The organism is Nitrobacter sp. JJSN (assembly GCF_051912485.1).
Taxonomy (GTDB): domain Bacteria; phylum Pseudomonadota; class Alphaproteobacteria; order Rhizobiales; family Xanthobacteraceae; genus Nitrobacter.
The window spans coordinates 2,789,540-2,802,468 of record NZ_CP196822.1 but is presented as its reverse complement, the minus strand read 5'-3'; the positions used below and the strand labels follow the sequence as shown (position 1 = coordinate 2,802,468).

General features: G+C 60.8%; 9 protein-coding genes and 1 pseudogene. 6 read left to right on the top strand and 4 right to left on the bottom strand.

From position 1 onward, the window contains the following. The first annotated feature begins 367 nt into the window (after positions 1-367). From ACSZOQ_RS13850 to ACSZOQ_RS13825, 6 genes and pseudogenes are all read left to right on the top strand, one after another. A complete protein-coding gene (locus ACSZOQ_RS13850; protein ID WP_439926066.1) occupies positions 368-2,347 on the top strand; it encodes a hypothetical protein in 1,980 nt (659 codons plus the stop codon). 214 nt (positions 2,348-2,561) lie between these two features. Next, positions 2,562-2,951, top strand: a complete 390-nt coding sequence (locus ACSZOQ_RS13845) for an ATP-binding cassette domain-containing protein (RefSeq protein WP_439926065.1) — start codon at positions 2,562-2,564, stop codon at positions 2,949-2,951. 891 nt (positions 2,952-3,842) lie between these two features. Next, positions 3,843-4,073, top strand: a pseudogene (locus ACSZOQ_RS13840) (DUF6496 domain-containing protein); the annotation flags it as partial. A 133-nt stretch (positions 4,074-4,206) separates the two neighbouring features. Further along, positions 4,207-4,716: a pyridoxamine 5'-phosphate oxidase family protein gene (locus tag ACSZOQ_RS13835; RefSeq protein WP_439923062.1), complete on the top strand. Its 510-nt coding sequence runs from the start codon at positions 4,207-4,209 to the stop codon at positions 4,714-4,716. Between the two features lie 107 nt (positions 4,717-4,823). Beyond that, on the top strand, positions 4,824-5,876 hold the full coding sequence (locus tag ACSZOQ_RS13830; RefSeq protein WP_439923061.1) for a type III polyketide synthase: 1,053 nt from the start codon (positions 4,824-4,826) through the stop codon (positions 5,874-5,876). Further along, positions 5,873-6,373, top strand: a complete 501-nt coding sequence (locus tag ACSZOQ_RS13825; protein ID WP_439923060.1) for an isoprenylcysteine carboxyl methyltransferase family protein — start codon at positions 5,873-5,875, stop codon at positions 6,371-6,373. Before ACSZOQ_RS13830 ends, ACSZOQ_RS13825 begins: the two co-directional genes overlap by 4 nt. Before the next feature lie 107 nt (positions 6,374-6,480). On the opposite strand, the gene ACSZOQ_RS13820 is transcribed toward ACSZOQ_RS13825, so the two are convergent. The 4 genes from ACSZOQ_RS13820 to ACSZOQ_RS13805 form a co-directional block, all read right to left on the bottom strand. Further along, the gene (locus ACSZOQ_RS13820; RefSeq protein ID WP_439923059.1) at positions 6,481-7,569 is read right to left on the bottom strand and encodes a lipocalin-like domain-containing protein; all 1,089 of its coding nucleotides are present in this window, start codon (positions 7,567-7,569) and stop codon (positions 6,481-6,483) included. Further along, positions 7,559-10,018 (bottom strand): FtsX-like permease family protein, encoded by a 2,460-nt coding sequence (locus tag ACSZOQ_RS13815; protein WP_439923058.1) that lies wholly within the window; start codon positions 10,016-10,018, stop codon positions 7,559-7,561. The genes ACSZOQ_RS13820 and ACSZOQ_RS13815 overlap by 11 nt, the downstream gene beginning before the upstream one ends. Beyond that, positions 10,015-10,668, bottom strand: a complete 654-nt coding sequence (locus ACSZOQ_RS13810) for an ABC transporter ATP-binding protein (protein ID WP_439923057.1) — start codon at positions 10,666-10,668, stop codon at positions 10,015-10,017. The genes ACSZOQ_RS13815 and ACSZOQ_RS13810 overlap by 4 nt, the downstream gene beginning before the upstream one ends. Before the next feature lie 272 nt (positions 10,669-10,940). Beyond that, on the bottom strand, positions 10,941-12,917 hold the full coding sequence (locus tag ACSZOQ_RS13805) for a 4Fe-4S binding protein (protein WP_439923056.1): 1,977 nt from the start codon (positions 12,915-12,917) through the stop codon (positions 10,941-10,943). Positions 12,918-12,929: the final 12 nt, after the last annotated feature.

The following is a 12,929-nucleotide window of genomic DNA, read 5'->3' as shown; positions in this document are numbered from 1 at the left end:
CAGTGAGGGTGCGATGTGGGCCAAGTAATTTTCTGGAAGCAAACGTCAGTTGATGACCCGAACCGGACCAACCTACAATGGTCAGCGTCGCTGACTTCTGCGTGGCCGCGCCGCAATAACCTTTGAGAAAGTCGCGCCGCGCCGATTTTCGCCACATCTACGGCGTTTTGCCTGACAATCGTGGTCCTCAGTTATTCAGCATGCCGGCCGTTGCTTTGAGAACTTCGACGGCTGGTAGCAGCTGACCTCAACGGGGGTAGTGATGGAGCGTGAAGGCGTTAGTGTGACGAGCCGTGGACGTCGCTATTCCCACCTGAGACCGGCAGGGCCGAGTGTAGTTCCCGGTTTCTCTAGAAAGGTTGTCAAGATGCGTCTCGCTAGCCGGTTTGCTGCTGCCGCAGCGGCAGCGTTCATGTTCGCGACGGTAGATCCGCCGGCCGAAGCGGCGTCAGGCCCGTGTGAGCAGGCGACCGGGTTCTCGATCTTGCCCTCCCCGCTCGCGCCTTGGAAGGGGGCGCCGCTGCGCGTCATGATCGTTACCGAAAAGCCGCTCCAGGGCGTGATTTCGCTGGTCGCGCCCGACGGAAGCGTCGCGGCCAAATCGTCTGAGCGGCACGGCGGCGCGCCGTACTCCTGGTTCGCGGAGGTCGCCGCGCCGGCCGCGGGTACGTGGCACGCCACCCTGACGCTCGACCACGCAACGGCGGGTTGCAGCACGATCACACGCGATATCTCCGTGAGCGCGCACAAGCCAAACCCCATGCCTATTCCGTCCGGTGCCTTTTGGAAGGTACGTAACAGCTGGAATCACGCGACGGAATCCTTGTTCTCGGCATGGATCGAAAAGCTATTCGACGCGCCCCCCGATCAGGATTTGTCTTGGAAAGCCTGGCATGAAGTCCTGCGCGACCGGTCGCGCAATTTCCTGTTCAACTTTCTAGGCCGCGGTGAAGACAATGTGCGGACGGGCCTTCGCCCCGACTGCGCGGATTTCGTATACTTTCTGCGCGCCTATTTTGCCTACAAGATGGGGCTCCCCTTCGGCTACTCCAATTGCTCGCGTGGCACCCGCGGCAAGGCGCCCAAGTGCTACCAGTGGTTCGACATGGAGCATCCCGAGGTCACGCGTCCGCCGCCGCCTCCCGAACAGGAAATTGCGTCGGCTGCGATCGCCAACGCCACGCCGCCCGGGCAAACGCCTATGATTCTGCCCGGGTTTGCCCAGCCGCAGCCGCAGTCGGCCGAGACGCCTGCGGCTCCGCCGAAGGCACTGCCAAAGCGGCCGACGACGTTCAACGAATATCTGCGGGACGTCGGCGACGTCGTGCATACTGGCGCCGCGCGCGTCACCGCGAGTGAGGACAACACCGATTTCTACACTGTCTCGCTGACCCAGGAAGCGCTCCGTCCGGGCACGATGTACGCCGATCCCTACGGCCACGTGCTGATGCTCGTACATCGCGTGCCGGAGATGAACGGCAAGCCGGGTGTCTTCCTCGCCGTCGATGCCGAGCCCGACGGCTCGATTACACGAAAGCGCTTCTGGCGCGGCAATTTCCTGTTCGTGCACGATCCTGCGTTGGGCAGCCCGGGCCTCAAGCACTTTCGGCCGATCGTGCGCGACAAAAGCGGCTCGTTGCGGCGGCTGGTCAACGCCGAAATTACCAACAATCCCCAGTACGCTGATTTTTCGCTCGATCAAACAAAGATGAGTGCCGAGGATTTTTACGATCACATGGATGACGTGATGTCGCCGGAGCCGCTTGATCCCGTGAAAGCGATGACAGATGCCATCGAAAGTCTGAACGAACAGGTGAAGACGCGTGTTACCTCAGTCGAAAACGGGCGCCAATATCAGCAAAAGCACGCCGGAGAGGTGGCGATGCCCAACGGCTCCTCGATCTTCGGGACGACGGGAGCCTGGGAGGATTACTCTACTCCGGCGCGAGATTTCCGTTTGTTGATCGCGATCGATGTCGTGCGGGGATTTCCCGATCGCGTCATTCGGCGGGCGCCGCGCTACGCGATGCCGAACAACAAGAGCATCGAGGACGTGAAAAGCGAATTGCAAGGGGTGCTTGCGTCCGAGCTTGCCTCGCGAAAAATATCCTACACGCGCAGCGATGGCTCGCAGTGGACGCTTTCGCTCAAGGAGGTCATCGACCGGGCAACGCACTTCGAGATGGCCTATAACCCGAACGACTGCGTCGAGGTGAGGTGGGGCGCGTCGGAAGGCAGCGAGGAGGCATCCACGTGCAAGCGGCACGCGCCGCAGGCGCAACGCGCGAAGATGTCGTCGGAGTACCGCACCTGGTTCCACACGCGACACTGGCCGACGAACACCTAAATCGCGTTGGCACGAAAGGTTCGCCTCGGTCGATTGTTCGACCTCAATTGCCAATATCGGTCGACCGATCCGGCAAACTGCGTTCGGCCCCGCAAGGTCATGCAGGCGCGCGTCGTGGTTAAACCCGAGCGTTCAATCCGCGACGCGGCAAGCCGAATTTCTTCCGGAGATCGCGTGAACAGTACTCTCGCTCAGCCGACGGAATTCGGGGCCCATCTGCCGGCGCTTACTCAATTGCATCGCGGGTTACATCCGACCGTCGTCTGGCGCGGTTACGGTTGATGGCCGCATCGTCGAGCGGCCAGGTCCCGAGCGTGGCATGGTCTTTCAGCAGTATTCACTCTTTCCCTGGAAGACTGTTCGCGACAACATCGCTTTCGGTCCTCTGCGTACCGGAAGGAGGCGTGCTGAAGCATTGCCGATCGCGGACCATTTCTTGGAGATGATCGGGCTGACCGGGTTTGCCAAACACTATCCCGCCGAGCTTTCCGGCGGTATGCAACAGCGCATTTTCCCAATCTTGCGGGTCAAAAGCGCGCTTATATCGAAAAAGAGTTGCGTGATTTTCGCTCTGGGCTGCGCGCCAACGATAACGGACAAATGAGCGGAATCGGGGATTTCTCAAATCATGTGCTCGAACTCGCGGCGGCGTATTTCAGTCAACTCCCGGCGGCTCCGCCGACGAGTGTTCCGAGCAACGACGCATCGCGTGCCAAATCTTTGAAACCGGTCTTCCGGAGGCAGGGATTGTGGCCTGCCGGTCCTGCCACAATGCAGATGCCGACGTCATACCCTGGCTAGAAGCACAGCATGCGGGGTATCTGGCCAAGCAGGCCTAACAATCGTGCGCCGACCGATGAAGCGCCGAATTGGCGACGGCCTACGTCATGCTGGCCGACCCGCCTCGAGTTACTCCGCCTCGAGTTACACATCCGGAACCACCGTCGCGGTCACCGGAGGCAAGCCATTCATATGAAAGTGAATGTGTCGGCGAGGATGCACAGGGGACGATTCTCTTTCCGGCGCGTTAATAACGATATCTTGAGGGGAGAGGAAGATGGCTTACGCTCTGTTCTATCGTGATCAATGCATCGGTGCAGCCGCGCCTACTGAACTCGATGCCTGGAGGCGAGCACTGCGATCGGGCCTGATTACGGATATTCCAGTCGCAGACGAACAGGGCGGGCAGGTCTTGCCGGGCGGTCTTCACGTAAAGCAGGTGGACAAAGATTTGCAACGATCCATCTCGGCTAGAGCTCCGGGGGCGTAAGCGTACCCATCCCAAGAAACGATCTTGATGAGGTTAGGCCTTGGTGCGCCGAGGTGCCATGTGATCGCTGATGCGGGACGCCTTATTGTTCGCCTCATCGAACTGCCGTGAGCCCGGTGCGAGCGCCGAGCTTTTTGATGACGGGAACTTCGCCACTTGCTGGGGATTATCCCAAACCGATACTGAGCCGTACAAGCCGCGTCCGCCATACGGAGGAAAAAGTTCATGGCCACGAAGAAGGCAAAAACGGCAAGGAAGAAGGCAAAGACACGCAGCTATTCGAAGAGTGCGGGTCGCACGGTAGAAAAGGAAATGCGCAGTTACAAAAAGGGCACGGCAAAAAGCGGACGCGGCGGCAAGGGCGGCAAGGTCAAAAGCAGAAAACAGGCGATCGCGATCGGCCTCTCCAAGGCGCGCAAGAAGGGCAAAAAGGTTCCGAAGAAGAAATCTAGCCGATGATGGGGTGGTTATCACGGAAGATCCTCGCCGGTAGTTGTCTTCATTTAGAAAAACGCGGCGGTCGTCTCGACAGGCGCAGAGCTTTGCGAAGAACCCATTTTTCGAAGTCTCAAATTACCGACGACATCACATGAAGCTGGTGGTCAACATGAACAAGGAAAACAACATCGATCGCATCTGGGACATCATTGAAAAGGTAGGCGTTTGCATGCTGACGACGCAATTCGCTGATGGGCTGCGTGCGCGGCCGCTGGAAGCAAGGCCTGATCGCGGCGCTGGCCTGATTTTTTTCGTAACCGATATTCACAGCGCGAAGGAGGAGGAGATTGAGGCCAAGCCCGATGTCGGCCTCATCTTTATCGATTCGAACGATAAGGCCTACCTGTCGATCACCGGTCGCGCCTGCATCATCCGCGATGCGGAGAAGACAAAGGCGGTATGGCGAAAGACCGATGAATTCTGGTGGCCAGGAGGACCAAGCGATCCCAATGTATGCTTGTTGCGGATTGAGCCTTTTACTGGGGAATTGTGGGATGGACCGGCGAGTGCCGTGGCGACCATCTTCGAGTTCGCCAAGGCGAGGTTGACCGGAGAGAAGCCGAACCTCGGCGAGAACCGCAAGGTGACGGTCAAGATGTAAGGGCGCTGTGGCGCGGTGATTGCGGTCGGCATCGGCATCAGCCCCGCGCGACGGATCGCGTCTGCTGCGGGTTCAGATGCGGACACCACAAGGGCAGGAGTAACTGTATGACGCAAACGGCCGCTCTAGTCTCGATAGCGACCGGAGTTCCACCACATGTATTTCATCAGACGCAAATCCTCGAAGCGGCGCGTGCCATCTTGGGCTCGCTATATCCGCAGTTTGAAACGCTCTCCGCTCTTTTCGCCAATACTGGCATACAGCACCGTTACGGCGTCAAACCGATCGAATGGTACTACGAGCCGCGTGGCTGGCCGGAGCGAACTCAGGCCTTTCTCGAAGGCGCGGAAGCCTTGTTCGTCGACGTCGCTCTCACGGCTATCGCTCGCGCCGATCTCAACGCCTCTGACATCGACGCCGTCGTCACGGTATGTTCGACCGGAATCGCCACACCAACGCTGGAGGCCCGCGTCGCCGGGAAACTTGGTTTTCGGTCGGATGTGTCGCGCGTGCCAGTCTTTGGACTGGGCTGCGCAGGTGGCGTAACTGGATTATCCATCGCATCACGGCTGGCGCAAGCGCGGCCCGGCACCAATGTGCTGTTGGTGGTCCTTGAACTTTGCACACTCGCAGTCCGCCACGATGAATTGACCAAGGCCAATATCGTGGCGGCCAGTCTATTCGGCGATGGGGCCGCCGCCGTCGTGCTGCGCGCCGGAGATGGAGGTGCAACACGCATCGAGGCGACCGGCGAGTATCTGTGGCCGAACACGCTGAATATCATGGGATGGCGTGTAGACCCCGAAGGATTTGGCGTAATCTTCCAGCGCACGATCCCGGACTTCGTGACGGCGCACATGAAGTCCGCGGTGACAGAAATTCTATCCGGGATGGGTCTTGCGATCGGAGATATCGATCGCTTCATTTGCCATCCCGGCGGTACGAAAGTCATTATCGCGCTCGAGCGGGCTTTTTCGCTTGATCAGGGGACACTCGACCACGAGAGATCGGTTATTGCCGATTATGGGAATATGTCGGCGGCTACGGTCCTGTTTGTGCTCGAACGCGCCTGCGCGCGGGGCCTGCCGGCACGAGCGCTTGTGACTTCGCTTGGGCCGGGCTTCACCGCAAGCTGCGTCACTCTGCGTCACACCGCGTGACCCTCGCCACCCTCATTCTCGCGCTGGTCACCCTGCAACGGTTAGGCGAGCTCGTTCTGTCCCGATACAACACCCGCAGGCTACTGGCGCAAGGCGCAATCGAGATTGCGCCGGATCACTATCCGTTCTTGGTCGCGGTCCATGCTGCGTGGCTAGTTACGTTGTGGATATGGGGTCGTGATCAGGACGTAAGTCTGGTCGGTCTTTCGATTTTTATTCTGTTACAGGCCCTTCGCTTTTGGGTATTGGCAACGCTTGGAGCACGATGGACCACGCGCATTATCGTATTGCCTGACGCGCCGATGATCGCGGCGGGACCTTACAGATATTTGTCACATCCCAACTACGCGATCGTCGCCGCAGAAATCGCAGTTTTGCCGCTCGCTCTCCATCTGGCGGTAATAGCGTCGATCTTCACTGTTCTGAACGCGCTGGTACTCGCGATCCGCATTCGCGCTGAAGCTCGTGCGCTCGAGGCTGTGCGGCGTCAATTGTGACTGCCGGCATCAAGGCTGAAGACCTGATAATCCACTATCCCCATTCACCGCGTGTCAATCGCCGTTCGAGTCCGACCTAAATCATTTCTATTGGCTGGCAATTCCGATCAGTAACCCGTCATTTCGAGATAGCCGACACCCCGGTGGGTGCCGGTGAAGCTGACTGGACCTTCCCAATAGGCAACGCTCGTCCCCATCCAACTTCGTGGATTCAGCGGAATAGTTTCGATCCTCACGCCGCGATTGCGAATGGCGATGCGCCAGCTCGTCGGCAGCTTGCGATCCGCGACGTCGGTCATCGCCACGGGAGTCATATCAATGGACTCTGGTGAGAGTGCAACCGATTGCCCATCCAATCCGATCCAGTTGCCTGCAAAAGAAGGCATGCCTTGGGTTTGCCGCAAGCGAAACAGCATCAGCTTTTCGCCGGTTCCTAGGTGCAGGGAGAACCAGTCCCATCCGGTCTGATCCGACGCCAGCGGTTGACTGCTCCATTCCCGATCCATCCAGGCCTGCCCGCTGACGTTCATGGACTTGCTGTCGATCGTGACTGTCCCGTCCACCGTGAAATATGGCTGGCTGTAGTAGTAGGAGGCCTGTCCGCTTTCAGACTTCACGCTGTAGCCGGCATCGCCTTCGAGCACGAGCAGCTTGATCGCATCGAGCTTCAGGGCGTAGCTGAAATCGGCGCCCGATGCATTGATCCGGAGCGGCGAGACGTTGATCGCGGACATTCGTTCCAACCCGCGCATCTGCCATGAATCGATCCACGCGCGAAACGGGTCCGCATCCGCGCCTGCCTGACCGATGCCGCCGCGCGCAAAGGTTTCGCTGTAACGATGAGTATCGGCGCGTGTGACTGCAGCATGTCCCATCCAGATTTGTTGATTGGCCCAGCCCTCCCGTTGTGGCCCCGGCTGCATCGCCTGGCGAAACAGCGTCCACTGCACGCCGAGGGCGTTGCCGGCAGCATCCCTGAGATTGGCCGTGAGGTACCACCACTCAATTCGGTAATCCGGATGAGGACCGTGGTCGTCGGGAAACACGAACTTTCGGCCGGGCGTGACCGTGGCAAATCCGGAAGCATCAACACCAAGACCGGCGAAACCCTGCGCCAGTGACAACCGCCGGTCGAGGCCGAACACGGCGAGCGCTGTTGCGAACGCCCGGCGTGTGAGCTTTGCACTAACGCTCATCGGCGAAGACCTTGATCAGTCGCGCCGGCGGCATTCGGATCAGCCTGACCACCGGCACCAGCATCGCCAGCAGCGACGCTAGCATCGCGACGCCGAGAAGTTCGACCAGATGCAGCGGAAAGACATGGAAGGGGAGGCGCCAGCCGAATGCCCTGACGTTGACCACCGCGATCAGGCACCAGGCCACCAGCAATCCGAGCGGCAGCGCCAGCAGCGCGGTGATGAACGCGACGGACATGGTCTTAAGAAGCTCGATGCCGGCCAATTGCCGCCGCGTCAGGCCGAGTGCCCACAACGGCGCCAGTTGCGGAAGGCGGGAATTGCTCAGGGTCAGCAGGCTTGTGAGCAGCGCAATGCCGGCGACGCTGAGCGTAAATGTATTCAGCGCGGCGGTCACGGCGAACGTACGGTTGAAAATCCGTGTTGATTCCGCTTTCAGCGTCGATTGATCCGAGAGACGGCTCTCATCGAGATGAAACGTCTGTCGCAAGTCGTCGATCAGCGGCGCGATCTTGCTGGGGATCACGCGCAGGCCGAAACGGGTTCGCGGCAGATCTGGAAACCGGCTTGTGAAGGCATCGATATCGATTGCGATCTGTCCTTTCGGATTGCCGTAATCGGCATAAATCGCGGCAATCTCCACGGCGTTGTCGCCGCCGGCTGTTCTGAGATTCAGCCGACTTCCAACCCCAAGCTTCAGTCTGCGCGCCAGTTGTTCGCTGACGAGCGCGCCTTCGCCTGACTTGACGGCGTCCCACGCATTGGGTTCGGACTCGAGTAAAGGCCAGCGGTCGCGATAGGTAGCGTGATCGGCGAGGCCTAGAATCTCCACCGGCCAGCCGTCGATATCGATCTCGGCGCGGCCGCTCGGCAGGATCGCGGTGACCTCGGGTCGCGCATGCAGGCTTGCTTGGATGTCGCGCGCTTGTGCATCGTCGCGCGCATTGACATACACATCCGCGGCGAGTCGTCCATCCAGCCATGCGGCGAACGTCTTGCTAAAACTCTCGACCATGGTTCCGACGCCGACATTGACCGCGAGCGCGAGCAGCAGCGCCATGAGCGCGAGCGATAGTCCCGGAAGTTGCTGGCAGCTGTCGGCCCAGAACCACATCACAAGCGGCCGGTGCGTGCTTCGTTCCCCGGCGCGAAGAACGAATCCGAGCAGAACAGGCAACGCCAGCGCTGCTCCCAGCAGCAATGCCGCCAGCAACGCGAATCCCGACATCAGCGAATCGCCGGTCGTCAGCACAGCGGCGGCCGTCACAAGCATCGCAACGGCACATAGACCCTGCCAGCGCAGCCATCGACGCTGGGCTTGCTGCCCGGCATAGGGTTGCGCCATTGCGAGAACAGGCAGGCGAACTACTCTCGAGAGGCTCGTCGCTGCCGCCACTAGCGTTCCCACAACGCCCATCGCAAGTCCTGCGACCCACCATTCCGGTCTAAGCGTCAGTTGACCGGGAATCCGGGCGCCATACAGCCCTTGCAGGCTCGCGGCGACATCGGGCAGCAACGCCGCGGCGATCAGATATCCGCAGACCAATCCGATCAGGCCCGCCGCGAGCGCCAGAATTAGCAACTCGATCAGCAACACACCGTTCAACATCCGGGACGATACCCCGCAGGCGCGCAGGGTCCGGAGCATCGGCATGCGCTGTTCGAAGGCGAGGCCAATCGCCGAATTGACGATGAAGAGTCCGACGAGAAACGACAGCAGCCCAAAGGCTGACAGGTTGAGATGGAAGCTGTCGGTCAGACGTTCGAGATCGGTTTCAGCGTCCGGCGCAACATACCGAAGCTTATCACCGGCGACAGCTTCCAGTGGCGCGTGCGCGCGGCGCGTTTCGCCGATCAACAGACGCGAGATCTGGCTCGGCAGGTGAAGAAGACTCTGCGCCCGTCCGATATCGACAACCACAAGGCCCGGCGCAAGCTGCGGTTCAACCTTGAGAGGCGGCAAAGACTCGCCGTCGTCTGTTCGAAGGGCCGTGCCTTCCGTCCCGGTCAGCTCGGCCAGTGTCTCCGGCGCGACCAGAGCCTCGCCCGGCGGCGCGATGAATGTTTGCAGGTCCGATTTTCCGATCGTCGGGATGGATCCTGCCTTCGCTGGAAACGTCACCGGCTCGATTCCCAGCAGGCGAAATGTCTTCCCGTGAATGCGAATGCGGCCTTCGAGCACGGGTGAGACCGGCCATCCTGCCCGCCGGAGATCGATGAAGAGTTGCTGAGGAAATGTGGAGTCCTGCCCAACCAGCATCGCGACACGGGCGTCGCCAAAGACCGCCACGGCCCGGTCGTAGCTGCTGCGCGCCTGCTGGTTCAGCGCCTGCACGCCGCTCCACAATGCAGTTGCCGAGATCAGGCCGACCATGAGGGTTGTCAATTGCATCGGATGCCGACGCCAATGGCTGAGCAAAACGGCGAGGATCCAGAACCCCTGTTTCACGAGATCAGTCCGGCGCTGAGCAGGACTTGCCGGTCCAGCGTCGCGGCAAGCCGCGCGCTATGCGTGACCATCAGGAAACCGCATCCGGTTCGCTTGATGAGATCGCGCGCGAGATCCATGACCTCGTCGGCCGTCGTTTCATCGAGGTTGCCGGTCGGTTCGTCGGCGAGGAGCAGAAGCGGCCTGACCGCAAGCGCGCGCCCGATTGCAACCCGCTGCTGTTGGCCGCCTGAGAGTTGTTCGGGATATCGTTTCAGAAAATCGCCGAGCCCCAGCCGATCGACAAGTTCGCTTTGCCACTGGCTATTGTGACGCCCGGCGATACGCGACTGAAAAGCTAGGTTGTCGGCGACGGTTAGAGAGGGGATCAGATTGAATTGTTGAAAGACCAGTCCCAGCCGGTCCCGGCGGAGCGCGGCACGGCCCCGGTCCGCCAGTCCAGTCACCTCCGTGTCGTCGAGCCGGATGGAGCCGCTGTCCGCCTGATCGAGGCCGGCGATCAGGTGCAGCAAGGTGCTTTTGCCGCTTCCTGACTCTCCGGTCAGCGCGACACTCTCGCCAGCGTCAACGCGCAGGCAGGCACCGCGAAGAACGGTGATCCGTTCCTGCGCCGAACGATAGGTTTTGGTCAGGTTCTGGACATCCAGCATTGGTGCTTTTGAAGTTGTCGGGGCACACATCCGTCTTTCTGCCTAACTGCCGTCCGGCCTATTTACGGCTGGTCTTCTGCGGCAAGCTTGATCTTTCACCGTTTTGAACGCACCGGTGCTTGGTATCCGCATCCGCTCAGCGAACCCGGCAAGCACATCGATGCCCAATGCGCTAAGGCCGCCACCCGTGTCAAAGAAAGACCCGCCGCGACCCTGATCGCCTGCCGCGGTCCGGCGGCTAGGCGCTGATCATGGCACCGGCTCGCCGGAAATCAGCTTTTTGCTTTCTGTTCGCGTTCGCGCAGATAATCATCTGTGGTGCGTGGTGCCGGGCGCTCGGGAACGCCGACAAACGGATTGAAACCGTCCTCGCTCATGGTGATGACGCGACAGTCGGCGCACATTCGGATGGCATCGACGCGTTTGTCGGCATTGGGATACATCCAGTGCCGGCCCTCCAGCTTTGCTGCGACCCGGTCGATGGTACTTTTGACACCGAATGGCTTGTGGCAACGGATACAGAGCGCCGGCTCTTCCTCCTTCAGCGTGCGTGCGGGCGCCGTGGCTGCCCGGAAGTCGATTTGCGGCACCAGTTTGATGACCTTTTCCGGGCACGTCGCCTGGCACAGGCCACATTGCACGCAGGCATCTTCGGTGAACCGAAGCACCGGTCGTTCCGGGTCATCGTGCAGCGCGCCGGTGGGGCAGGCGGAAACGCAAGACAGACAGAGCGTGCATCCTTCGATGTCGACTTCGAGGGTGCCGAATGGTGCGCCATCGGGCAGCGCGATCACATCAACCGGCGCCGGCGCCACCCGATGCAATTCACGCAATGCGAAACGCAGAACGTCGCGGGCTCTGCCGACGGTCCTGAAGCTTGCCGGATGCTGGACAGGCGCGGTAGGCGCAATGCTGTACAATGCCGCGCCCAAAGCATCCGGGTCGTCGGTTTCGATGGTGGAAACGCGCGGGCCATGGAGCCCGAGGCCTGCGAGGATCGTCTCGGCCAGCGCCGTCGTTTTGCCAAGTCCGACCGTCGGGTGGCGTGGTTTTGCCCGCAACAACAGCCGCAAGCCCGCAGCGCCATACGCGAAGGCCGCCACGATCGCTTCCAGCCCGACCTGCGTCACCTCATTGAGGCCGAGCGGCAGGACGTTGGCGGGAAGGCCCTCGCCGTGACGCGCGAGCGCCTCGATCAGTGGAGTGCCATGTTCGCCATCGTGTAGCAACACGATGGCATCGGCGCCGCCGGCACTATGGTATGCCATCAGCATCGCGCGCAATTTGTGAAGCAGCACGTCCGCCGGAGGCAACGTGTAGGACGCGGCTCCGGTCGGACATGCCGCGGCGCATTGGCCGCATCCGGCGCAAATTTCCGCATTGATGGTGACATGGTCGCCGTCGGGCATGATCGCGCTGGTCGGACAGAGATCAAGGCATCGGTGGCATCCGACGATATTCGAACGCGAATGGGCGCATAGATCCGCGTTGAAGTTGATGTACCGTGGCTTGTCGAAGCTGCCGACAAGATCGCGGGCCTTGAGCACGGAGCGCAGCACCGCTGCCGGATCCTTGGGATCGGCCCGCAGGTAACCGTCGCGCAGATCGTGTGCCGGAAACAACGGAGCGCCGCCGGTGAGATCAAGTATGAGATCGCAACGCGAGACCGCTCCGTCGCGCCGTGGTTCGAATATCAGCTTGTCGCGTGAGGATGGCCGCGCTGGCGCGTAATCGTCGACCGTCAGCTCAAACGCGCCGAGATGGCCTGTCGCTGCACGGATGGTTCCCTTGACGATCGGGAACGTGACGACGCTGGGCGGCTCCAGCGCGTCCGGTTGGCTGACCAGGACAGTAACATCGAGTTGATCGGCCAACAGGTTGCCGGCCTCGATCGCGCGTTCGTCCCGACCGTAAATCAGGATAACGCCTTCGCTCGACAGGCTGACCAGCGCAAAGTCCGGTGCTGGCTCAGTTGCGAGCGCGAGCAGCGCGGCCGTTTTCGGACCCGCCTTTGCTCCCTGCATGGACCAGCCTGCGGTTTCGCGTACGTTGACAAATCTGATCGGCGCATCGCGCTCGCCGGCCAATTCCGAGAATAGCGGCGCTTCTTGCGTACAGCCGACAGTCAGCGCGGTGCCGTCTTGCAGCGCATTCCGGAATCGCTCCACCTCCGTCCGGCACATGTGACAAAAGGTGGAAATCTCGGCGTCGGGGTGCGCCATTCGGACCGCGGCCGAATCCAGGCTCATCGTGTCCTCGCA